Genomic DNA, 22,077 nt, shown 5'->3' on the forward strand with positions numbered 1-22,077 from the left:
CGACCTGACGGTTCGCCGACGCGGGCATGGCGATGCCGTGGTCGGGCAAGGTGAGCGGCTTTCCCGACGGCGGGAAGGCACCGGCGTCCGCGGGCTTCAGCCGCTTGCCGCGTGCTGGCCCTGCCCCGTTCGGTGCTATTAGTTAGACCGATTTTTCGAACAGAGAGAAGCCTTGGGGACGACTCGTGTTCGTCAAGTTTCCATCAAGGAAAGGATCTTGGGGCCATACACGGTTCTCACACCCGGGACCGGGCCGGAGTTCTTACACGCCTTTGCCGTCGCTCTGCCGAACCGCTGACCGGCACCCGGCAGGGTCGTGCCCACACCGACCGCAGGACGTACGGAGGGCACCACGATGACGACGAACACGGCGACGAGCATGGCGGCGAGCACGGCGGCGGAGACGGCCGGCACGGCGACGGACGCGACCGCGGGCCGGGCGAAGAAGCCGGCCCGCCGGGGCAGGCTGGCCGCCGCCGCGCTGGCGGTGCTGGCGGCGGTACTGCCGGTCACCACCGCCTCGCCCGCGCAGGCCGCCCCCACCGGAGCGGCGGGCCGGCCCACGTGGTGCCCGACCGTCCCCGGGCACCAGGTCGACTGCACCACCATGCGCCGCCCGCTGGTCGCGGACGAGCCGCACCTGGGCGGCATCGGCGTGAGCTACGCGGTGGTGCGCCACAGCCGCCCCGGCCCCGCCCGGGGCACCATCGCGCTCAACCCCGGCGGCCCCGGCGAAACCCTCATCGACCGCGCCGACCAGGTGGCCGGGGCACTCCAGGGGGTGCTGGACGACTACGACCTGCTCCTGCTGGACCCGCGCGGCACCGGCCGCTCCGGCCGGCTCCCCTGCGACGTCACCGAGGCCGACTACCGCTTCGCCCCGCGCCCCGCCCAGCGCCAGCTCGTCGCCGACTGCGCCGGGGAACTCGGCCCGCGCGCCCGCGGCTACACCAGCGCCGCCACCGCCGACGACCTCGATGCCGCCCGCGCGCGCCTGGGCGCCCCCAAGCTCGTCCTGTACGGCCTGTCGTACGGCACCTACCTGATGCCGGTCTACGCCGACCGCCACCCCCAGCGGGTCGAGTCGATGGTGCTCTCCGGCGCCTACCCGCTCGCCTTCGACTCCCTGGCCCGGCCCGGCGCCCAGCAGGTCTCCCTGACGCTGCGCCGGATCTGCGAGCGCAGCGGGGCCTGCGACCCGGACGGCGCCGTCCGCGACCTCGCCGCCACCACCGAGCGGCTGCGCACCCGCCCGCTGGTGCTCACCGCCTCCCTCGGCGGCAGGCCGCGCACCGTGGTCTTCAGCGAGGACAAGCTCGCCGACCTGATGTACGAGCCCGCCACCCGGGGCATCGGCCTGCACCCCGAGGAGCCCGGCCTGCTCGGCGCGCTGCCGGCCGCCCTGCACGCCCTCGCCGCGGGCGACGACGCACCGCTGACCGCCCTGGTCCGCGCCGAGGTCGAGCACACCGGCACCGAGGACCAGGCCTCCTTCCTCGCCGTCACCTGCAACGACTACGCCCGCGCCTGGGACCCGGCCGCCCCGCCCGCCGAGCGCCGCCGCCAGTACCGGGCCGCCCTGGCCGCCGCAAACCCGGCCGACTTCGGGGCGTTCAGCGTCAAGGGCTGGACCGAGGGACAGACCGACGGCGGCGACAACTGCCTGTCCTGGCCGCGCCGCGGCACCGCCGCCCCGCAGCCGACCGACCTGAAGAACGTGCCCGACGTGCCCGTCCTGGTGCTCTCCGGAGACCTCGACACCAACACCCCCGAGGCCAACTCCCGCCTCTCCGCAGCCCAGTTCCGCCGCAGCGCCTTCGTCTCCGTGCCCAACAGCGGGCACATCCCGGAGATGGAGTCCACCGGCTGCGCGGTGGACATCTCCACCCACTTCATCCGCACCGGCACGGTCGGCGACACCTCCTGCCTCGCGCACATCCCCCCGGTCCCCGTCGTCCCGGTCCCCCGCTGACCCGCTGACCTACCGCCCTCGACTGCCCCCGACCGGCATGACCACGCCCGCCACCAGCGAAAATGACACCATGACAGATCCCACCGCCGCCCGGCGCACCGTCCTGGTCGTCGAGGACGACCCCGGCGTCCGCAGCACCCTCGACCACCTGCTCCGCTTCGAGGGCTACCGGGTACTCACCACCGCCGACGGACAGGAGGCCCTGGAGCTCCTGGAGCACCGGCGCCCCGACCTCGCCGTGGTGGACGTGGTCATGCCCCGCCTCGACGGCCTCGCGCTGTGCCGGATGCTGCGCCGGCGCGGCGACCGCCTGCCCGTCCTGGTCCTCACCGCCCGCCACCAGCTCGGCGACCGGGTCGCCGGGCTCGACGCCGGCGCCGACGACTACCTGGCCAAGCCCTTCGCCACCGAGGAACTCCTCGCCCGCATACGCGCCCTGCTGCGCCGCACCGAGCCGCTCGGCGGCGAGAGCGCCGAACTCGGCCTCGACGACCTCGCCCTGGACCCCGGCGCCCGTCAGGCCCACCGCGGCGGGCGCCGGCTCGACCTGACCAAGACCGAGTTCGACCTGCTGGAACTGCTCCTGCGCAACCAGGGCACCGTCCTGACCCGCCACCAGATCTACGAACGCATCTGGGGCTACGACTTCGACACCGACTCGCGCTCCCTCGACGTCTACATCGGCTACCTGCGCCGCAAGACCGAGGACGGCGGCGCGGCGCGGCTGATCCACACCGTGCGCAACGTCGGCTACACCGCCAGGACCGCCTGATGCTGCGCACCAGGATCGGCCTCGTGGTCCTCGCCTCCGTCCTGCTGGCCATCGCCGTGCCCGTCACCGCCGCCTACCACGGCGTCAGCACCCTGGTCGCCGACCAGCTCGACCGGAGCCTGGAGGACCGGGCCCACACCGTGCTCGCCGCCCTGGACCTCGACCGCCCCCCGCCCGCACGGCCCGACACCGTCGAACAGCTGCTGCTGCCCGACGGCACCACCCGGCCCCTGGGGGCCCCGGACGGCCCGGCGCTGCCGGTCTCGGACCGGGCCCGGGAGGTGGCCCGTACCGCACAGGGCGCCCACCAGGAGGACGCCACCGTCGACGGCACCCCCTACGGCATCCTCACCAAGGCCCGCCCCGACGGACAGGGCGCGGTGATGATCGGCCAGACCTACGCCGGGGCGCAGAACGTCGACGACGCGTTCCTGCGCCGCATCACCTGGACCAGCGCCGCGGCCGCGGCCGCCTCCGCGCTGCTCAGCTGGCTCGTCCTCGGCCGGATCCTGCGCCCGGTGCGACGCCTGGCCCGCGCCGCCGAACACATCACCACCACCCGCGACCTGGCCACCCCGCTGCCCGCCGCCGGACGCGACGAGGTCGGCCGCCTCACCCGCGCCTTCGAGGCGATGGTCGGCGCCCTGCGCCGCTCCCGCGACCAGCAGCAGCGCCTGGTCCAGGACGCCAGCCACGAGCTGCGCACCCCGCTGACCTCGGTACGCGGCTGCGCCGAACTCCTCCAGCGCGCCCGCGGCCGGCTCGCCCCCGCGGACGAGGAGCAGATCCTCGCCACCCTGGTCACCGAAACCGTCGCACTCGACGAACTCGTGCGCGAGCTCGTCGAGTTGGCCACCGACCAGCAGACCGTGGAGGACCCGGAGCCGGTGGACCTGACGGCCGCCGCCGAGGACAGCGCCCGGCGCTTCCGGCGCCGCACCGGCCGCGAGATCACCGTCACCGCCGAACGGCCCGCGCCGGTGCGGGCCCGCCCGCGCGCGCTGCAGCGCTGCGTGGACAACCTGGTCGGCAACGCCGTCAAGTTCAGCCCGGACGGCACCCCGGTGGAGGTCCACGTCACCGGCACCCGGCTGGCCGTGCGCGACCACGGGCCCGGCATCGCCCCCGGCGACCGGCAGGCCGTCTTCGAGCGCTTCTACCGCGCCGCCGGCACCCAGTCGACCCCGGGCTCGGGGCTGGGCCTGGCCATCGTCCACGACCTCGTCGCCGCCGACCACGGCACCGTCTTCGCCACCGCCACCCCCTCCGGCGGCGCCGAGGTCGGCTTCCACCTGCCACCCGCGCCGGAGGACTGACGGCCCGCCCGGGCTCCCGGGGCCGTGACGAGGCCCTGCGCCCCGGGTAAGCGCGCCACCAGGGTGATCGACTGGAGAACGGGCGCCGCCCCGTGGCGGTTCGGGCGAACCCGGAACCGCCACGGGGCGGGCCATGCCGGTCGTCACCGGATCGGTACGGCTCCCGGCCTGCGCGGCCGGGGAGGTGTGTTCGGGAGAGGTGTGCTCAGTTGAAGACCAGCACGTCGGTGCGCATCGGCAGCGCACTGCCCCAGCCGATGTTGATCTTGAACGTCACCACGCCGTTGCCGGGGGCGATGCTCGACACCTGGAAGGGCGCCGCGCCGACGAAGCGGTTGCCGTTGCTGTCGATCTCGGAGGCCGTGATGACGACCGTCGAGTCGATCCCGATGACGTTCCAGGCGATCTGGAGGTTGAACGTCCCGTTCCCCGGGGTCCACGTCCACCACCCCCGCCACACGGCGCCGACGTTGCCGCCGATCGCCGCGAGGCCCTGGTCGCGTTCGGCGGGCTGCGAACTGCTCTCGATCCGCGGCACCTCGATGGAGGAAGATTCGGCTGCGGCCATGACGGCTCCCCTCGCGCCGGGAGAGCTCCCATGAGCTCCCCGAATACTTTGAGTGTCCGGCAATGCGCACAGCGTCACAATCACTCGTGGGAGTGAACCCCCGGCGCGCCTCCCCGGGGCCTTCGTCACGGCCTCCGGTCGGGCGGTTCGATGGCGAGGGAGTGCCGGAAGATGTTGCGCGGGTCCCAGCGGGCCTTGATCCGCTGCAGGCGGGGGTAGTTGTCTTTGTAGTACAGGGTGTGCCACGGGGTGCCGGAGGTGTTCCACTCCGGGTCGGCGAGGTCGGTGTCCGCGTAGTTGATGTAGGAGCCGTCACTGACCTCGCCGGGGACGGGGACGCCTCCGGTGTCGCGGTACACCTCACGGTAGAAGTCGCGGACCCAGGCCAGGTGGGCCGCGTCGTCCGACTCGTCGGCCCAGACGGTGTAGTAGACCGCCTTCATCACCGAGTCGCGCTGGGCGACGGCGGTGGCGTACGGGGGCACCGCGTTGACCTGGCCGCCGTAGCCCACGAGGAGCAGGCCGCACTCCGTACCGCCCGCGCCGTTCGTCAGGTGCCGGTAGGCGGTGGCGAGTTGGGTATCGGTGAGGGAGCGGCGCAGGTAGCCGGCCTTGTCCTTGTAGCGTCGGGTGATCGAGTTGCCGGCCTCGCCCGTCCCCGGCCAGGTGCTGGTGGGCAGCCAGGGCATGATGCCCCGGAGGACGGCGGGTTCGGTGGCACCGACATCGGCGGTCACCGCGCGCACGAAGTCGGTGAGCACCTCGTCGGAACCCGGAACGGCCGCGTCGATCTGCACGACCAGCTCAAGGGTGCCGGACTTGCGGTGTCCGGCGATGAGGACCGCGTACAGGTTCGCCGCGGGGGTGCCCGGTTCGCTGTTGCGCTCGTGCCAGACGCCGTAGTTGCGCAGCAGGGTGGTGAACGCCCGTTCCGTCATCCTCTCGTCCCAGGTCCAGGCGACCAGGCACCTCCGAAGCTCGCCCGGGGCGCGCGGCAGGAGTGCCGCGGGGTCGCCGTGGGGGCGGGTGCCGGGGCCGGGGGTGCCGGGGCCGAGGGTGTCGTGGCCGGGGGTGTCGTGGGAGCGGAGCCAGTAGCGGGTCACGACGCCGAAGTTGCCACCACCGCCGCCGGTATGGGCCCACCACAGCTCGTGGTTCGGATCGCCATGGTCCCGGGTGGCGACCACCGCCCGGACGGTCCCGTCCCGGTCGGCCACCACCACCTCGACGGCGTACAGGTAGTCCACGACCGAGCCGTAGGCGCGGGACAGCGGACCGTACCCGCCGCCGGCCAGATGCCCGCCCGCGCCCACCTCGGGGCAGCCGCCGGCCGGGATCGTCACGCCCCAGCCCTTGAACAAGGTCCGGTACACGCGCCCGAGGGTCGCCCCCGGCTGCACCGCGAAGGCACCCATCGCGGGGTCGAAGCCGACGGCGTCCATCGGAGAGAGGTCCAGCAGGAGCTGCACCGCCGGATCGCCGGTGAAGTTCTCGAAACAGTGGCCGCCGCTGCGCACGGCGATCCGGCGCCCGGAGCGGACGGCGTCGGCGACGGCCCGCACCACCTGCTCGGTGGAGCCGGCCAGGCGGATCTCCTCCGGCCGGCCGACGAAACGGTAGTTGTCGCCCCGCAGCAGGCTGTCGTAGCGGGAGTCATCGGGGCGGACCGTGACCGGTCCGAACGGCCGGCCCTCCGGCCCGCCGCCACCTCCCGCCGGCCCCTCTCCCGCCGGGCCCGGGCCCTGGGGGCCCGCCGCCTCGGCGGGCCCTCCGGACAGGCCGGCGACCGCACCGCCGACCGCCACCGCACCGGCTCGAGCGAGCAGGTGGCGACGCCCCAGCCGTTCGTCCGCCGACCAGTCCATCTCTTCCTCCGTTCAGAACGACCATCCGTCAGCGCATGCTACCGGCGCACGCGCCATTCAAATCTGCTGACCATAGCGATAATTGACGTGTAATCAGGAAAAGGCCATAGCGCTCGGCCGCCCCCGGCGGACGTTCAGCGGGCGCCGCAGAAGACGGTGTCGAGGAACTTGATGCTCGCCTCGTTCTGCGCCGTCTGCTCGGCGTCATCGCCCCGCGGGGTGTAGGAGAGCGCGACCTGGCGGTCGGCGTTGCCCCACAGCTGGGTGGAGAAGCCGAAGGTGCCGCCGTTGTGGCCCAGCACGGTGGTGCAGGAGAGCGTCGCCTGCGCCAACCCCATCCCGTAGTCGACGTCGTGCGAGCCCGGCACGGTCTGGAGCATCGTGGTCATCTCGCGCTGCTCCGCCGGACGCAGCAACTTCCCCTTCAGCACGGCCTGCTCGAACCGGACCAGGTCATCGGTGGTGGAGATGATCTCTCCGGCGGCGCCCGCCCAGGACGGGTTCTGATCCGTGACGTCGAAGTCGGTCTTCTTGACGTTCCCGGTGCCGGCGCCGTCCACGGTGGTCCAGTAGCTGTGGGCGTGCGGGCCGGGGATCGTGGTGGAACGGCCGGGGACCGTGGTCTTCGTCATCCCGAGCGGTCGCAGGATGCGCTGGCCGACCTCCTGTCCGTAGGGGTGCCCGGTGACCTGCTCGATGATCAGGCCGAGGATGTTGAAGTTGGTGTTGGAGTAGCCCCATTGGGTGCCGGGCTCGAAGTTCGGCGCGTGGGAGACGGATGCGGTCACCAGCTGGCGCGCGGTGAACGTACGGTTCAACCCGCCCTGGGCCAGCCACGAACGGAAGACGGCCGGGTCGTTGAGGTTGGGGAAGACGTCGGTGCCCGAGTTGGTGGCGTCGAACAGGCCCGTGCGCTGGTTGAGCAGCTGGCGGACGGTGATGTTCTGCCCGTTGGGGACCAGCCCCGGCAGGTGGCCCGACACCGAGTCCTCCAGGCCGAGGCGGTGCTCACCGACCAGTTGCAGCACCGTGGTGGCGACGAAGGTCTTGGTGACGCTGCCGATCCGGAACCGGCCGTCACCACGGACGGGCTCCTGACCGACCAGGTCGGTCACCCCCGTGGCGCCGCGCCACCGCTGGTCGCCGTCACGCACCTCGGCGATCGCGGACACCGCCTTGGCGTCGGTCAGCCCGTTGAGGGCGAGTTGCAGCGGACCGCCACGCAGGCGGGCCGACGAAGCTGCGGAGTCCTCGGCTCCCGCCGCAGCGGCGGAGGCGGGTGCCGCGGACACCGCCAGACAGAAGGCTGCGATCAGGGCACTGGTCAGACGACGAGACATGGAGCTTCCCTTCACTCGGGCGAACAGGAGTTCGCCACGAGTCAGCCTGTCAGCGCCGCCACCTGGGGAGCATCACTCCGGATGAGGACCCGTCCATCCTTCAACAGGCTTACGAAATCTGCACCTTAGGACACCATAGAGGTACGTGAGGAGTCGTCCGGCGGGCGCATCCGGGGATGCGCCCACACCCTCGGTCGCGCTACAGCCGGGGGAGCCTCTGGTTCTGGTGGCTCCCTCCGGCATCGGCACGAGGTCCCGCTCTTCGGCCGGTCAGCCGGCGCTGATGACCTGGCCGCAGGTGATCGTTCCGTTGAGCGTGACCGTTTGACCGAGGTCGTAGGTGGCGGCCACCTCCGTGTTCGTCAGCGTGACCGTCCAGGTGTCGCCGGTCTTCGTCGCCTTGACGCCGGTCGCGTTGTTCTTCACATAGCCGCCGACGTGGGCGGCGGTGCTGACCGGCATCATCCAGCCGGTGCCCGACTGGACGCCGGCGACGCTCGGGCCGCCGGCGTTCTGGTCCGACGGCGCCTGGAAGGACTCCAGCTCGCCCTTGATGACGGTGCAGGTGCTGTCGGCGGCCTTGATGGAGCCGGACTCCACGCCGCTGAAGGCCACGTCGGCGCTGCCCTTGCCGGCCGTCCCCGGCGCGCCGGTGGGGGCGCCCGCCACCGGGGGCGCTGCCGCGTCGGCCGGCGCCGCACCCGCGGACGTCGAGACCGCGGCCCCGGGCGCGGTGGCGCTCTTGGCCGGGCTCGACGATCCGCATCCGGCGAGGGATATCAGCGTCGCACCGGTGATGAGCCCGATGACGGCACGTCGTCGGTGGAGTTCGGTCCGTGACATGTTCTCGCCCCTAGATCTCGCGTGTGAGTACTTGTCGATCACTGCGCAGAGTACGGCAGGCGGCTTTCGGTCACGGGATGTCGGCCGGATGCCGGGCCGGTGTTCTGCACTGTGATCACCATGCCCGGCACCCTAGCCTGACGGTCTGACAAAAAATGTTCGCACCCGAGTTGGTGGACATCGCCTCATCCGACCACCGAGACGAGGACCAGCCCATGCGCAGCCGTACCGGTATCCGTCTGATCGAGACCGCCGACGCCGCCCCGATAGCCGCGCACCGGGTGCGGGACGTCGAGGCCTTCCGGCCGTGGGAACCGGCCCAGCCGGCCGAGTTCTTCACTCCGGAGGGTCAGGCGGAGCGGATCGACGGGCTGCTGGCCGGGTACCGGGCCGGCACGGTCTGGCCGGGCGTCGTGCTCGCCGACGACCAGGTGGTCGGGCAGATCACCGTCGCGGGCATCCTGCCGCAGCCGCACCTGCGCCGCGGCTCCCTCGGGTACTGGATCGCCAGTGTCGCCCAGAACCAGGGGCACGCCGGGCGAGCCGTCGAACTCGCGCTCCGGGTGATGACGGACGAACTCGGGCTGCACCGCGCCGAGGCGTCCACCAGCCTGGAGAACGTGGCGTCGCACCGGGTGCTGCGCCGCCACGGGTTCAGTCCGTACGGCGTCGCGCACTCCTCGATCTTCCTCGACGGCAGTTGGCGGGACGGGCTGCTGTGGGAGCGGATCCTCGGCGACTGAGCGTACGCCCCGTCCGGCAACGGGGCGCCGGACGGTCCGTCACAGCTTCGCGGCGCGCGTCAACAGGGAGCGGGCGGTCAGCGCGCTGGTGACGGCGGCGATGCCGGCCAGGAGCAGCATCTGCGGCCAGGCCGCGTCGAAGCCCAGCAGGGCGGAGTCCCGTAGGCAGCGGACCACGTAGGTGACCGGATCCGCCCAGGACAGCAGGCGCAGCACCGGGGCCATCTGCTCCACCGGGTAGAAGGACGGGGCGGCGAACAGCAGGACCGGGGCCAGGACGTTGACCGTCACCGTGAAGCGCTGGAAGTCGGTGAACAGCGTGGCCAGCAGCAGGTAGAGGCCGTTGCAGGCGAAGGAGGCCAGCACCGTCGAGGCGATCAGGGCGGCCCAGTGCCCCGCCGGCCAGCGGAAGTCGAACACGGCGAGCGCGATGGCGAGTGCCACCAGGGTCTGCGCCAGGACGAGCCCCGCGCCGGCCGCCAGCTTGCCCAGGACGTAGCTGCTGCGCCGTAGCGGGTACGACCAGAGTTCGAGCTCCATCTGGCCGAGCCGCTCCTGGAACAGCGAGGTGCCCGCCGCGGTGGCCGCCGCCAGCATGGAGGAGAGCATCAGCGCGGGCACGGTGAACTCGGCGTAGCCGACGGCGCGTCCGTGGTACCGGACGTCGCCCACCAGGTGGGAGAGCGAGGTGGCGAACAGCAGCAGGTAGACCGCGCTCGGGGTGATCGCCAGCAGGAGGTTGGTCCGGTTGCGGGTGAGCAGGCAGTACTCGCGGTACAGGGTGGCGACGGCGTCCTGCCGCCACCGCCCGCGCGGGGCGGTGGGCGGGGCGGGCGCGGTACCGGCGGTGTCGGCGGGGGCGGAGGAGTCGGCGGAGTCAGCAGTGCCGGCGGAGTCGGCGGTCGCAGTGGTCACGGTTGGCTCTCCACGAGGTCGATGAACGCGTCTTCCAGCGACGGCGGGAGGTACTCCACGGACGCCGCGTCCGGGCCGTCGGAGCGCAGGCGGGTGAGAAGGGCTGGCAGCCGGGTGCGCACGTCGCGCCCGGACAGCTGCACCAGTCCGTCCGTGACGACGGCCTGCAACCCGGCCGAGCGGGCCAGGTCGGCGAACGGCTCGGGCTGCGCCGGGTCGGCCGGCCGGACGCGTGCGACCTGCGGGCCGAAGCGTTCGGCGAGTTCGCGCGGGGTGCCGTCCTGGAGCAGCCGGCCCCGGTTGACGATCAGCACCCGGCCGCAGTTGCGTTCCAGTTCCTCGACGTAGTGGCTGGTCCACAGCATGGTGGTGCCGTACCGGTGGCGCAGGTCCCGCAGCAGCTCCCACATCCTCCGGCGGCCGCTCACGTCCATGCCGGCGGAGGGCTCGTCGAGCAGCAGCAGCCGGGGGCGGCCGAGCAGCGCCCGGACGATCTGGAGGCGGCGCCGCTCGCCGCCGGAGAGGGTGAACACCAGCTGGCCGGTGGCCGAGCCGAGGCCGAGCGTGTCCAACAACTCGTCGACCGTCGGGCGGACTTCGTGCCAGCGCAGGCCCTTGAAGGCGGCGGCGATGCGCAGGTTGTCCAGGAGGGAGAGCATCATGTCGAAGGGCGCCGACTGGTGGACGACGCCGAGCTGGTGCTTCACCTCGCTGCCGGCCGTCGGCTCCTCGCCGAACACGGTGACCCGGCCCGTGGTGGGCGCGGTGACGCCGCAGATCAGCTTGGTGAGCGTGGTCTTCCCCGCGCCGTTCGGCCCGAGCAGTCCGACGACGGCGCCGTCGCCGAGGTCGAAGGAGATGCCGTCGACGGCGTTGCGGGTCATGCCGGTGTAGCGCTTGACCAGGTTCTCCACGTGCAGCGGGGTCGTCATCCGAGCCACCCCGCGAGGTCCGGCCGGCCCGGGGCCTGGTCCGGCCGGACGGGAAGAACGCCCCGGGCGGGGACAGCACCCCGAACGGGGAGAGCGCCCCGGACGGCTTCGACGCGTGCGCGGACGAACTCGACGGTGTCGGCCAGTCGCGGCGGGTCCAGCAGGGTGCCGTGGCCGACGTGGAAGTCCGCCGTCCCGGGCCGCAGCGGCGGCCGTCCGCCGCAGCCGTCCGAGGACCGCGTCGCCCGATCGTCCGAGGGCCCGGTCGTCGGGCCGTCCGGGGCGAGACCGGCGGCCCGGCCGATCAGGATGTCGACGTCGCGCCGACCGGCGGCGGCGAGCAGTTCGTCGAGGGCGGTCGCCGGGAGCGCGCCGTACGGGGAGACGCTGATCACCGGTCGGGCCTCGCCCCTCGACAGGCCGGGCGTGTCGCCGCGGCGCATCGCCGGGTGCCACCACGCGTAGGCCGGGGCCGGGCCGGGGAGCCAGATCCGGGTCCGGCCCGCCCCCCGGTCGGGGTGGGCGGCGAGCCGTGCCAGGTCCAGGCCGGGGAGCGTGACCTCTCGGCGGTACGCGGGTACGACCCCGAGGTACTCCCCGGGGCCGACCACCGGGTCGACCAGCGGGAGGTTGTCCCCCCGAGTGAGCAGCCGGGTGAGCAGCCGGCTGCCCGCCCGGTCGACCACGCGGTGCACGATCACCTTGCGGTCGAGCAGGACGACCGCCACGTCCCCCGGTTCCACGTCGTCGAAGGGCCGGGCCAGGACCGTGATCACGGTCCCGGGCTCGATCGTGGGCAGCATGCTCCGCCCGGTGGTCCTCAGCCTCGCCCGCCCCACGGCGGCGAGGGCGCTGCGCAGCAGTCGGATCTGCGACGGTTCCTCAGACACGGGCGTCACCCTGGTCCGCCGCCACCAGCAGGTCCTGTGCCAGCAGCCGTGCCACGAACTCCTGGACGTCCTTGGCGATCAGTGCCCGCTGCGCGGGGCTCTCGGCGCCGTGGCGCCGGGCGAGTTCGGCGACCACGTCCGGGACGGAGCGGTTCTCGGCCAGTTCCAGCCAGATCTCGGCGGCGGTGTGGTTGAGGGTGCGGAACTCCCCGCTGCGGGCGGAGTAGATCCGCACCTCGTCCAGGGACGGGGTCCAGACCACCTCGGAGTCGATCAGGTAGTGCATCGGCGGTCCTCTCGGTCGGCGAGCGGCAGCAGGCGGCGTTCCGGGGCCTTCCAGTCCTCGTACACCGGGTGGAGGGAGTCGTCCCGGACGAGCAGCGGGCGGAACAGCTCGTCCCGTCCGGCCTTGAGCCGGGCTCCCGGGACGCCGTTCACGCTCCACAGACTGGCGATCATCGACTGGCGCAGGATGCGGCAGAGGTGGCGGCCGTTGCGGTGCACGTCGCCGGTCTCGGCCAGGTGGTAGGCCCGGCAGCCGCCGCCGCAGGCACCGCGGATGTAGCAGTGGCGGCAGTCCTGGAGGTTCTCCCCGGTGAAGACGTTGTTGGTCCGCAGGTCGGCGAGGACCGGGGCGGCGAAGATCTCCGCCAGCGGCTGGCGGCGGACGTTGCCGGCGATGTGGACCTGTTCGGTGACCAGCTTGCAGGGGTAGACCGTGCCGAGCGAGTTGACGTAGACCTCGTTGCCGCCCATGCCGCAATTGCCCTTCACCGAGCAGGGTTTGCTCGCTTTCGGGCCCTCCGGCAGGAGCTTGCCGGCCAGCGGGTGGGTCCAGCAGAAGTCCAGTACCTTCTGGTAGTCCGCCCAGCCGTAGTCGAAGCCGTCGGTCGCGCCGCGGCCCAGGTCGGTGTGGTTCATCATCCGGACCCGGGAGATGTCGAGGTCGGCGACGAACTCGGCCAGCCGGTCGAGGACGTCGACGTTCTCGGGGGTCACCACGTGGTTGATGACCGGGGTGACGCCCGCCTGGTTCAGCAGGCGCAGGCCCTGGGCCGTCCGGGCGAAGGTGCCCTTGCCGCGGGTCCGTTCGTGCGTCTCGACGGTGCCGCCGTCCAGGCTGACCGTGACCTGGTTGAAGACCTCGGCCATCCGCTGCGCGGTGTCGAGCCGACGGATGGTGGTGCCGTTGGTGATGATGTTGGCGGCGAGCCCGCGTTCCCGGGCGTGCCCGGCGACGGTGAACAGGTCCTTGCGGAGCATGGGTTCACCGCCGGTGAAGACGATGACCCGGGCCCCCAGGTCGGCGGCCTGGTCGACGAGGTCGAGCGACTCGGCGGTGTTGAGCTCGCCGGGCAGGGCCTTCTCCGAGGAGGCGTAGCAGTAGGGGCAGCGCAGGTTGCAGCCGTCCGTGATCGCGTAGTAGACCATCGACAGCCGTGGCTCCGGGGCCCGGACCACGGGGCGCCGGCCGGGCAGGTAGACCAGCCAGTTCAGGACCGCCTTCGCCAGCGCGCGTTCGGCGGTGCCCGCGTCCGCGGGCAGCGCGCCCCTCGGGCGGCCCGGGGCGGCGAGCGCGCGGATCACGTCGGTTTCCGGGGCGGTCATCAGGCACCAGGCCGCCAGCTCCGGATTGGTGACCAGACGGTCCCCGCCGTTCGTGAAGTAGACCAGGTCGTCGGGAACCACCAGGTCGTCCCAGAGTTCGAGCAGTTTCATTCTCCACCTCGGCCGTCAGGGGTGGGTGCCCGGCCCGGAGGCCGGGCACCGACCGGCTACGTGATGAGCGGTGCCGATCTCGGCAGGGCCGTCACTCGCCCGCGGGGTCCTCGATCCCGTGGCCGCTGCCGGCGCCGGAGAAGGCGCCGCAGCTGCAGGAACAGCTCATGCCGGCCTCGAACTCGTCGGACCTCATCTCCGGCTTGACCCAGGCGCTCTCAGTCATGGTTCGTGATCCCTTCCGTTGACGGGACCCGCCCTGGCGGTGCGGGTGGAATGAGCATGACGCTCAGTCAGTGCGCCTGGGGAGGGCAAGACTTGCCCTGGGTCCGGCCGTTGCCGTGTGCAGGAGGCGTGAAGGAACATGGCCGGTTGGTGTCTGTGCGACGGCACGGGGATCGCGCACGATGCATGCGTGGACACCAAGGCCGCGATACGCGAGTTCCTCGTCTCCCGTCGCACGCGACTGCGCCCCCAGGACGTCGGCGTACCCCCCTGGCGAGGCGTCCGCCGGGTCGAGGGCCTGCGCCGGGAGGAGGTCGCCGCGCTGGCGAACGTCAGCGTCGACCAGTACGTCCGCCTGGAGCGCGGCCAGGCCTCCCGGGTCTCGGACGCCGTCATCGACGCGGTCGCCGTCGCGCTGCGCCTGACCGCCAACGAGCACCGCTACCTGCGCACGCTCGCCCGCCCGGCCACGCCGCCCCGGCAGGCGGCCGGTCGCCGGGGCCCGGTGCGCCCCAGCGTCCAGCTCTTCCTCGACTCGATGCGCTGCACCCCCGCCTACCTGGTCGGCCACTGCGGCGCCATCCTCGCCTGGAACCACCTCGCCGCCCACGCCTTCCTCGACTTCGCCGACGTCCCCGAAGCCCGGCGCACGCTCGGCCGGCTCGTCTTCACCGACCCCAGGGCGCGCGACATCTACGTGGACTGGCCGACCAAGGCCCGCGAGACGGTCGCCTACCTGCGCACCGAGGCCGCCGCGCGCCCGCACGACCCGGAGTTCGCCCGGCAGATCGCCCGGCTCCGCCAGGAGAGCCCCGAGTTCGCGGACCTGTGGGACCGGCACTCGATCATGGAACTCACCCACGACATCACGCGCCTGCGCACCCGCGCCGGAACGGTCGAGCTGTCCTGGGACGCCTTCCAGATGGCCGACGACGCCCACGAGTTCATCGTCGTCTACACCCCGACCACCCCCGCCGCGGCAGCCACCCTCGCCCGCCTGGAGAGCGAGCCGGTCGACGGCGGCGACGACTCGGCAGGTCCGCGAGCCGGCGCGCTACCCGGTCAGCGCCGCGTGCAGGGGGGCCAGCAGGGAGAGGTCGTCGGTGGTGACGGTGAGGTGGGTGGCGCCGGCGGACCGCCAGGCGTCGGCGAGGGAGCGCCAGGTGTCCGGCCGGCCGGGGTCGGGGCGCAGGCGGGCCTCGATGCCGAAGGCGCTCCAGTCGCGGCCGGCGTCGGTCACCGCCGTCCGCAGTTCGGCGACGAGCGCGGCGCCGCGGTTGACCCGGTTGGCGAGCAGGCCGGACATGGTGAAGCCGTCGGCGAGGGTGGCGATCCGGCGCAGTGAGCCCGGTCTTCCTCCGGTGCGCAGGGTGCCGCCGCCCATCCACAGGGGTACGGGACGCGGCCGGGGGGTGAGGGTGACGCCGGAGAACGCGACGTGCTCGCCGGCGAAGTCCGCGTCCGGCCGCGTCCACAGCAGGCGCAGCGCGTGGACCTGTTCCTCGAACAGTGCCGCACGGGTGCCCGGGGCGACGCCGAGGGCGGCGGACTCGGCGGGGTCTGATCCGATGGCGACGCCCAGCCGCAGCCGGTCGCCGCTGAGGTGGGCCAGTTGCGCAGCCTGCTTGGCGGCGAGCACCACCGGGCGGTGCGGCAGGATCGTCATCGCGGTGGCCAGCTCGATCCGGGTGGTGACGGCCGCCAGGAACGCCACCAGCGTCAGGCTCTCGTAGGCGGGGACGCCGGACACCAGGTGCTCGGGGACGGACAGGTGGTCGTACCCGAGGCTCTCCGCGGTCGCCGCGAACGCGCGGAGTCCGGCGGGTGACAGGGCCGTCGGGACGGTCCAGCCGAGGCGGAGGGTCATTTGCGGAAGGCCTCCGGGTCGGCGGTGGAGACGAACACCGCACGCGGGCGTTCGGCGGGCAGCAGCTGGGAGTTGAGGAGGTGGCGCAGTGCCTTCTCGCCGCCGGGGAGGGTGCCGGTGACGGACAGGTGGACGTGGAGGACCTGCGTGCCGTCCTCGGTCACCACCTCGGGCACGCAGTGCACGACCCCCGGGATGGCGTGCGCGGCCTGCCGGACGGTGTTCAGCGAGACCTTCTCGCCGCGCAGGACCACGAAGTCCGACAGGCGTCCGTGGAAGGTCAGATAGCCGTCGTCGATCGAGAAGGCGTCCCCGGTGGCGATGGTCCGCGGCCCGAGCAGGACTCGGCTGCTGTGCTGCCCCACCCGTCGCAGCAGGACGGTGCCGGATTCGACCAGCAGTTCGCCCACGTCGCCCTGCACCCCGCGCAGCGACGCGCGCACTCCCGGCAGCGGGCGGCCGACCGAACCGTACCGGTGCGCGGGCTCGGCGTGCGCGGCCAGGGTCGACACGCGTGGTCCGGCCTCGGTGAGCCCGTAGGTCAGGTACAGCTCCGCGGAGGGCCGCGCGGCCAGCAGGCGGGCCACCTCCGCCGGTGCGAGCCGGTCCCCGCCGACCGCCAGGGCCCGCAGGCCGCGTGGCACGAGCGCGGGGTCGGCCAGCAGTTGGCGGGCGATCGTCGGGGTCACCGCCGAGTGGGTGACCCCCCGCGCGGCGACCGCCTCGCGGTACCGGGCCGGCGAGAACGGCGGCCCGTCGAGCACCAGTCGCGCCTTGGTCACGTACGCGGCGAGCGCCTGCGCCACGAGGGCGTAGGAGTAGTACAGCGGCAGGTTCACCAGCAGGGTGTCGGCCGAGGTGATGCCGGTGGCCCCGGCGTGCAGGCGGGCGTTGTGCAGGAGCGAGGCCACCCGGTGCACGCACGCGCTGAACATCCCGGAGGTGCCGGAGGTGGACAGCAGGATCTCGCCCGGCCGGTACGGGGTGGCGGGGTGCCCGGTCGGCACGGCGAGCGCGCCGCCCACCGGCAGCTGCGGCCCCGCGCCGGCCAGCCGGGTGGTCACCACGACGCCGGCCCCGACGTGCCCGGCGAGCGCGCGCACCCGCTGCCACGGCGTGCTCGGCGGCACGGCCAGCGGCACCAGGCCCAGCAGCAGCGACGAGAGCAGCACGCGCAGCAGTTCGACTCCGTTGGCGAGGCAGAGCACGACCGCGTCGCCCGGTGCCAGGCCCAGCCCGGCCAGGTCCGCCAGCACGTCGTCCACCCCGGCCGGGGCGCCGCCGCCCGTACTGGCCGGGATCGTCTCGACCCGGGTCAGGAAGTCGGCCACCTCGGACCGGGTGAGGCCGTTCACCGCTCGTCCCGGGCGCTGGTCAGGACCAGGCAGCGGCACAACTGCCCTCCTCCTGCGGCGGGTTGCAGGCCGGCCAGGAGCACGTGCCGGGCGTGGCCGTCCGCGAGCCAGCCGCCGAGCACCGTGAACGCGACGGGGGTGGCCCGGTCGGGGTGCGCCGCCAGCAGCAGGGACGGCCCGCGCAGCCCGTGGCGCAGGGCGGGCAGCCCGGCCAGCACGCCCGGGTTCGCTCCGGCGAAGCGCAGCGGCGACACCCGGGACCTCGGCACCGAGTCGGCGATGCGGCGCATCGTCCGTTCGCTCCCGGTCGCGCTCATGACCAGGATCCCGGTGTCGGCGGCGTCGTCGAGCACGGGTTCGGCGCAGTCCGCGAGTGCCCGGTCCACGGTCTCGGCGACCAGCCAGGCCGCCGGGTCGGCGTAGAAGGACGGTTTGTTCACCGCGTACTCCTCCGGGTCGTCGGCGACCACCGTCGCCGAACCCAGCACCCGGGTGCCCCTCGGCACGTGTGTCACGTCCTCACCCCTTCGAACAGCAGGCACGTGTTGAACCCGCCGAACCCCAGCGTCAGGCTCAGTCCGGCACCGGGGCCGACGGCTCGCGCCGATCCCGCGGCCAGCCGCAGCGGGGCCACCGGATCGCGCAGCCCGAGGACCGGTGGGGCCTGACGGTGGCGCAGGGCCAGAACCGTCGCCACGGCCTCGACGGCCCCGGTCGCGCCCAGGCTGTGGCCGAACGCCCCTTTGGTGGCGAACACCACCGGGCCGTCGGCTCCGAACAGTTCGAGCAGGCTGCGCGCCTCGACCTCGTCGTTGAGCGGTGTGCCGGTCCCGTGGGCGTTGACCACCGCGACGTCCGCGGGTGCCAGGCCCGCGGAGGCCAGGCAGCGTTCGACGGCGCGCAGCACGGCGCGCCCGGACGGGTCCGGTGCGGTGAGCCCGGCGGCGTCGTTGGCCGCGCCGGCCCCGCGCAGCCGGGCGTGCACCCGGGCGCCGCGCTCCCGGGCGGAGTCGGGGTGTTCGACCACCACGAAGGCCGCGCCCTCGCCGAGCAGCATCCCGTCGCGCTCCCGGTCGAAGGCCCGCAGTCCGGTGGGGCTCATCGTGCCCAGCGCGGAGTGCCCGAGCCGCTTGGCCTCGGTGACCACGTCCACCCCGCCCGCCACGCAGACCCGCCGCTCGCCGGAGCGCACCAGGGCGTGCGCGACGGCGATCGCGTCCGACCCCGCGGAACAGGCGGTCATGACGCAGACCGGGGTGCCCGGGTGTCCGATGCCCGCCGCCGCGTCGTCGGCCCAGGCGTGCAGCGTCGGCTCCGCCTCGTCCAGGCAGGCGCCGAAGCTGGTGCCCAGGACGAGGCCGACCTCGGGGTCGGTGGTGGACAGGCCGGCGTCCGCGAACGCGGCGGACAGCGTCCGCCCGGCGAGCGCGCGCTGGCGCTCGCCCGCCCGGGTCGCGTACGGCGGCGACGCCACGACGGCGGCGGCGGTGTTGCGCAAGGAGTGCGGCGAGTGGACGGGCGCCAGCGCCGAGTCGCCCGCGCACAGCCGTTCCCACACCGTCTCCTGGTCCCGGCCCAGCGGGGTGTCCCAGGCGAGCCCGGTGATCACCGGGGTCACCACGGCCGGGCCGCCGCGGGATCGACCTTCGTCCGGCTCATCGCACCGCGGAACCCGGCGACCGAGCGGCCCTCCACCGTCACCACGGCGGAGAAGGCGAAGGTGGGGCCGGACAACCGGTCCGCGCGAACGTCGAGCACGACCTGGTCACCGGGCACGACCGGAGCCAGGAACCGGGACTTGACCGTGCCGACCAGGGTGACCTCGTCGTCGGCGAGCGGATCGCTGCTCAACTGGTAGAGCAGGACGCCGGACTGGGCGAAGGCCTGCATGGTGTGGCTGCCGGGCAGGATCAGTCCCGGGGTCAGGCCGCGCTCGGGCAGGTGCCCGGACAGCGCGCCCATCTCCGCCGAGACGGCGAACATGCTGCGCAGGAACACGCCGGGCTCATGGTCCAGCACCCGGTCGATGAACAGGCGGGGGTGGCGTCCGCGCACCAGGGCCGCGATGGCCGAGGTGCCCAGCGGACGCGCCTCGCGGACCATGACGGGCGGGGGTGCCGTTTCGTTCGGGTGTCGCATCCGGGACGATTCCTCTCAAGGCCTGTCGCAGCGGTGCCGGTAGGGGCACCACGCGCCGGGTGTCGGGGGCGACGGCGGCGAAGACGAGGTCGCCGGCCACCAGCGGGGTGCGGGTGCCGTCCTGCTCCTCCCGCAGCAGACGTACCGCGAGGGCGAACCAGGCCGCGCCGACGTGGTCGACCCGGGTGTCCCCGATGATCACGTCGCGGTACACGGCGCTGTTGAGGTAGGTCACCCGCAGGTCGGCGACCACCAGGTCGACGTCGGCCGCGCTGAAAGCGGTCAGGCCCGCGCCGTGCGCTTCGAGGTGTTCGGTGCCCGCGGTCTCCATCAGCGAGGTGTAGCGGGAGAAGTGCACGATCCCGGTCGCGTCGGTGTCGACGTGCTCGACCCGGGTGCGGAACTCCGCGCTCACCACAGGGCCCGGGCGCCTGCCGCCACCCGGTCCACGATCTCGTCGGCCTGCGTCCCGGTGGTGATCAGCGGCAGCACGATCCGCAGGGTGGGGTGGACGTAGCGCCGGCCGCCGGAGCGTCTGCCCGCGCCCGCCATGAACTCCGCGTACACGCCCGCTTCGATCAACTCCCGGCGCAGCGCGCCGATCCGGTCCGCCGCCGCGGCGGTCAGCTCCACGCCGAGCATGACCCCGCTCCCGCGGACCTCGGTGAACACGTCCGGGTGGCGGCCCACCAGGGCGTCGTCGAGACGCTTGGCCAGGTCCACGCCGACGTCGGCCGAGCGTCGCAGCAGCCCTTCGGTCTCGATGTACTCGATGCCGTCGCGGATCACCGCGCAGTTCGGCGGCCGCAGGTCGGAGGTGGTCACGGCCCCGGAGGAGCGGACGGCCAGCTCCTTGCGGGCGATCACCATCGAGGTGGACACCGTGCCCATGCCCAGAAACTTGCCGATGACGGTGATGTCGGTGGGCACCGGTCCGTCCGCGTCGCGCATGGCGAACCAGCCGCCGGTCTTGGCGAACGTCAGCACCTCGTCGGCCACCAGCAGCACGCCGTCGGCCGTGCACCGTCGCGCGAGTTCGCGCAGGTATCCGGGCGGAGGCGCGAGGATGCCCGCGTCGCCCTGGATCGGTTCGACCACGACGGCCAGCAGCCGGTCGGCGGACTCGGCGAAGTACTCCGTCAGGGCGTCGAGGTCGCCGAACGGGATGTGGTGGACCCGGACGCCGTACGGGCCGGTGGTGTCCGCGCCGGGCAGCCCGGCCCGGTAGTACCTGCGGTTGAGCAGCTGCACCAGCCCGCTGGTCCAGCCGTGCCAGGCGCCGTGGAAGGCCAGGACAGTGTCGCGCTGCTCCTTGCCCGGGCGGTGGGACAGCCGCCGGCCGTCGAAGCGGGACTCCAGCACCAGCCGCAGGGCCAACTCGTTGCCCTCCGAGCCGGAGTTGCGTCCGCTGACGTGGTACCGCCCCGCGGGGAAGTGGTCGGTCCACAGCCCGCCGGGGCCGAAGAGCCGGTCGAGGAGCTCCGCCCGTTCCAGCGAGCCCAGTTCGTCGGTGACGTTGCCGACTCCGGTGCTGCGCGCGAGCGCCGCCCGTACGACGGGGTGGTCGCCGCCCAGGGTGGCGCTGGCGTAGCCGCCGCTGGCGTCCAGCAACCGCAGCCGCCTGCCCCGGTGTTCCGGGCTCAGGTCGACCACGTCGAGGTGCAGGCCGCTGCCGCCCACACAGGCGAACGGGAGCCGGGTGGCCCCGTAGTGGTTGAGGTGCAGGTCCGTGCCGCGCAACAGCACACCGGTCGGGTCCCCGGCGTGGTCGTCAGCGGTGACCGGGGCCGTGCTCACGCGGTGGCCGGGGGGCGGTCGGCCCCCGACAGCCGCTCGACCAGTGCCAGCACATCGCCGAGGGTGGACAACTCCCCCGCCGCGATGGCCTCGTCGGGGATGCTGATGTCGAACGCCTCTTCACACTGCACGCGCAGTTCCACGAAACCGAGCGAGTCCATGCCGTAATTCTCGCGCAGCCTGTCGTCGAGTCGCATCCGGTCGATCGGCACCTCCACCAGCACCTCGGAGTGCAGAATTCGCTTGATGGTCTGCAAAGGATTCACCAGAACTTCCCCTCTGGGTGGGTTCATTCGAACAGGCGGCGACCGGGCGTCCGGCGTGCGGAAAGGCGAGTGAGATCGCGGAAACGGTCGGGCCGAAAGCGGGCCGACGCCGATCGAAATACAAGGCGGCGCCGGCCATTCACGCTTTATCGAAGCTAGCCGAGGCCTTATCGCCTGTCAATGGTCAACGATTTACCCGCCGCGCACCTTCGAACACCGGATTCGACAATTCTTTTGCACGTTAGTTCGACGGCGATTCGGCCATTTCCGGGCACGTGGTCCGTACACCCGCGAAAATCGGCCCGCAACGCGCTTCCCGAGCGGGCCGGGATCGACAACCAGGCGGCAGCTATGCACCTTTTGTGCGATTTGAGACGCATCTCCGACTGGCGCATATGCTTCTTGTCCTGGTGAATCATCCCGAACTAGCCTGAGCTCGTCCATTTGTCTGGATGGACGCAGAGCGTGGGAACGGCGCACCCCATCGGGCTCCCCGGCGGCAGCGTCAGGCCTCACACCCCCGGCTCGCTCCCCGTTCACTGCAAGCGCACCA

The 22,077-nt window shown here is 73.0% G+C and carries 22 protein-coding genes and 1 pseudogene; 5 read left to right on the top strand and 18 right to left on the bottom strand.

Annotated elements, in window-relative coordinates; translation table 11 throughout:
- Positions 1 to 355 precede the first annotated feature (355 nt).
- The 3 genes from OG556_RS35585 to OG556_RS35595 all read left to right on the top strand — a co-directional run bounded on the left by OG556_RS35585 (position 356) and on the right by OG556_RS35595 (position 4,060).
- Entirely contained in the window at positions 356 to 1,972 is a 1,617-nt protein-coding gene (locus OG556_RS35585; RefSeq protein ID WP_331743621.1) for an alpha/beta hydrolase, read from the top strand.
- 70 nt (positions 1,973 to 2,042) lie between these two features.
- Positions 2,043 to 2,744, top strand: coding sequence for a response regulator transcription factor (locus OG556_RS35590; protein ID WP_331743624.1), 702 nt, complete (start codon positions 2,043 to 2,045; stop codon positions 2,742 to 2,744).
- Positions 2,744 to 4,060, top strand: coding sequence for a HAMP domain-containing sensor histidine kinase (locus tag OG556_RS35595; RefSeq protein ID WP_331743627.1), 1,317 nt, complete (start codon positions 2,744 to 2,746; stop codon positions 4,058 to 4,060). The genes OG556_RS35590 and OG556_RS35595 overlap by 1 nt, the downstream gene beginning before the upstream one ends.
- Positions 4,061 to 4,265: 205 nt before the next feature.
- On the opposite strand, the gene OG556_RS35600 is transcribed toward OG556_RS35595, so the two are convergent.
- The 4 genes from OG556_RS35600 to OG556_RS35615 form a co-directional block, all read right to left on the bottom strand.
- Entirely contained in the window at positions 4,266 to 4,628 is a 363-nt protein-coding gene (locus OG556_RS35600; RefSeq protein WP_331743629.1) for a hypothetical protein, read from the bottom strand.
- Between the two features lie 125 nt (positions 4,629 to 4,753).
- Complete coding sequence (locus OG556_RS35605) at positions 4,754 to 6,493, bottom strand: FAD-binding protein (RefSeq protein WP_331743632.1); 1,740 nt, start codon at positions 6,491 to 6,493, stop codon at positions 4,754 to 4,756.
- Positions 6,494 to 6,627: 134 nt separating this feature from the next.
- Positions 6,628 to 7,833: a serine hydrolase domain-containing protein gene (locus tag OG556_RS35610; RefSeq protein ID WP_331743635.1), complete on the bottom strand. Its 1,206-nt coding sequence runs from the start codon at positions 7,831 to 7,833 to the stop codon at positions 6,628 to 6,630.
- A gap of 270 nt (positions 7,834 to 8,103) precedes the next feature.
- Positions 8,104 to 8,676: a hypothetical protein gene (locus OG556_RS35615; RefSeq protein WP_331743638.1), complete on the bottom strand. Its 573-nt coding sequence runs from the start codon at positions 8,674 to 8,676 to the stop codon at positions 8,104 to 8,106.
- Between the two features lie 215 nt (positions 8,677 to 8,891).
- Here OG556_RS35615 and OG556_RS35620 point away from each other — a divergent pair, with 215 nt between their 5' ends.
- Positions 8,892 to 9,419: a GNAT family protein gene (locus tag OG556_RS35620; protein ID WP_331743641.1), complete on the top strand. Its 528-nt coding sequence runs from the start codon at positions 8,892 to 8,894 to the stop codon at positions 9,417 to 9,419.
- 39 nt (positions 9,420 to 9,458) lie between these two features.
- On the opposite strand, the gene OG556_RS35625 is transcribed toward OG556_RS35620, so the two are convergent.
- The 6 genes from OG556_RS35625 to stsA form a co-directional block, all read right to left on the bottom strand.
- Positions 9,459 to 10,334: an ABC transporter permease gene (locus OG556_RS35625; RefSeq protein WP_331743644.1), complete on the bottom strand. Its 876-nt coding sequence runs from the start codon at positions 10,332 to 10,334 to the stop codon at positions 9,459 to 9,461.
- Positions 10,331 to 11,266, bottom strand: coding sequence for an ABC transporter ATP-binding protein (locus tag OG556_RS35630; RefSeq protein WP_331743647.1), 936 nt, complete (start codon positions 11,264 to 11,266; stop codon positions 10,331 to 10,333). The genes OG556_RS35625 and OG556_RS35630 overlap by 4 nt, the downstream gene beginning before the upstream one ends.
- Positions 11,263 to 12,156, bottom strand: a complete 894-nt coding sequence (locus tag OG556_RS35635; RefSeq protein ID WP_331743650.1) for a S24 family peptidase — start codon at positions 12,154 to 12,156, stop codon at positions 11,263 to 11,265. The genes OG556_RS35630 and OG556_RS35635 overlap by 4 nt, the downstream gene beginning before the upstream one ends.
- Positions 12,149 to 12,442 (bottom strand): PqqD family protein, encoded by a 294-nt coding sequence (locus tag OG556_RS35640; RefSeq protein WP_331743653.1) that lies wholly within the window; start codon positions 12,440 to 12,442, stop codon positions 12,149 to 12,151. The genes OG556_RS35635 and OG556_RS35640 overlap by 8 nt, the downstream gene beginning before the upstream one ends.
- Positions 12,430 to 13,875, bottom strand: coding sequence for a StsB family radical SAM/SPASM domain sactipeptide maturase (stsB, locus tag OG556_RS35645; RefSeq protein WP_331743656.1), 1,446 nt, complete (start codon positions 13,873 to 13,875; stop codon positions 12,430 to 12,432). Before stsB ends, OG556_RS35640 begins: the two co-directional genes overlap by 13 nt.
- Before the next feature lie 91 nt (positions 13,876 to 13,966).
- On the bottom strand, positions 13,967 to 14,101 hold the full coding sequence (gene stsA, locus OG556_RS35650) for a StsA family sactipeptide RiPP (RefSeq protein ID WP_331743659.1): 135 nt from the start codon (positions 14,099 to 14,101) through the stop codon (positions 13,967 to 13,969).
- A 138-nt stretch (positions 14,102 to 14,239) separates the two neighbouring features.
- On the opposite strand from stsA, the pseudogene OG556_RS35655 reads away from it, so the two are divergent.
- A pseudogene (locus OG556_RS35655) lies at positions 14,240 to 15,088 on the top strand (helix-turn-helix domain-containing protein); the annotation flags it as partial.
- Between the two features lie 66 nt (positions 15,089 to 15,154).
- Here the strand turns inward: OG556_RS35655 and OG556_RS35660 are convergent.
- From OG556_RS35660 to OG556_RS35695, 8 genes are read right to left on the bottom strand one after another with little or no spacing between them, the layout of a single operon-like run.
- Positions 15,155 to 15,967: a TIGR03619 family F420-dependent LLM class oxidoreductase gene (locus OG556_RS35660; RefSeq protein WP_331743662.1), complete on the bottom strand. Its 813-nt coding sequence runs from the start codon at positions 15,965 to 15,967 to the stop codon at positions 15,155 to 15,157.
- Entirely contained in the window at positions 15,964 to 17,322 is a 1,359-nt protein-coding gene (locus OG556_RS35665) for a class I adenylate-forming enzyme family protein (protein WP_331743665.1), read from the bottom strand. Before OG556_RS35665 ends, OG556_RS35660 begins: the two co-directional genes overlap by 4 nt.
- On the bottom strand, positions 17,319 to 17,837 hold the full coding sequence (locus tag OG556_RS35670) for a polyketide synthase (RefSeq protein ID WP_331743668.1): 519 nt from the start codon (positions 17,835 to 17,837) through the stop codon (positions 17,319 to 17,321). The genes OG556_RS35665 and OG556_RS35670 overlap by 4 nt, the downstream gene beginning before the upstream one ends.
- Positions 17,834 to 18,931: a beta-ketoacyl synthase N-terminal-like domain-containing protein gene (locus OG556_RS35675; RefSeq protein WP_331743671.1), complete on the bottom strand. Its 1,098-nt coding sequence runs from the start codon at positions 18,929 to 18,931 to the stop codon at positions 17,834 to 17,836. Before OG556_RS35675 ends, OG556_RS35670 begins: the two co-directional genes overlap by 4 nt.
- 5 nt (positions 18,932 to 18,936) lie before the next feature.
- Positions 18,937 to 19,341 (bottom strand): 3-hydroxyacyl-ACP dehydratase FabZ family protein, encoded by a 405-nt coding sequence (locus OG556_RS35680; protein ID WP_371523196.1) that lies wholly within the window; start codon positions 19,339 to 19,341, stop codon positions 18,937 to 18,939.
- Positions 19,328 to 19,876 (bottom strand): thioesterase family protein, encoded by a 549-nt coding sequence (locus tag OG556_RS35685; RefSeq protein ID WP_331743677.1) that lies wholly within the window; start codon positions 19,874 to 19,876, stop codon positions 19,328 to 19,330. Before OG556_RS35685 ends, OG556_RS35680 begins: the two co-directional genes overlap by 14 nt.
- Positions 19,873 to 21,258 carry an aminotransferase class III-fold pyridoxal phosphate-dependent enzyme gene (locus OG556_RS35690; protein WP_331743680.1) on the bottom strand — a complete coding sequence of 462 codons (1,386 nt, stop codon included), beginning with the start codon at positions 21,256 to 21,258 and terminating at the stop codon, positions 19,873 to 19,875. The genes OG556_RS35685 and OG556_RS35690 overlap by 4 nt, the downstream gene beginning before the upstream one ends.
- Positions 21,255 to 21,524, bottom strand: coding sequence for an acyl carrier protein (locus OG556_RS35695; RefSeq protein WP_244293790.1), 270 nt, complete (start codon positions 21,522 to 21,524; stop codon positions 21,255 to 21,257). The genes OG556_RS35690 and OG556_RS35695 overlap by 4 nt, the downstream gene beginning before the upstream one ends.
- Positions 21,525 to 22,077: the final 553 nt, after the last annotated feature.

This window comes from Kitasatospora sp. NBC_01300 (genome assembly GCF_041435235.1).
GTDB lineage: Bacteria > Actinomycetota > Actinomycetes > Streptomycetales > Streptomycetaceae > Kitasatospora.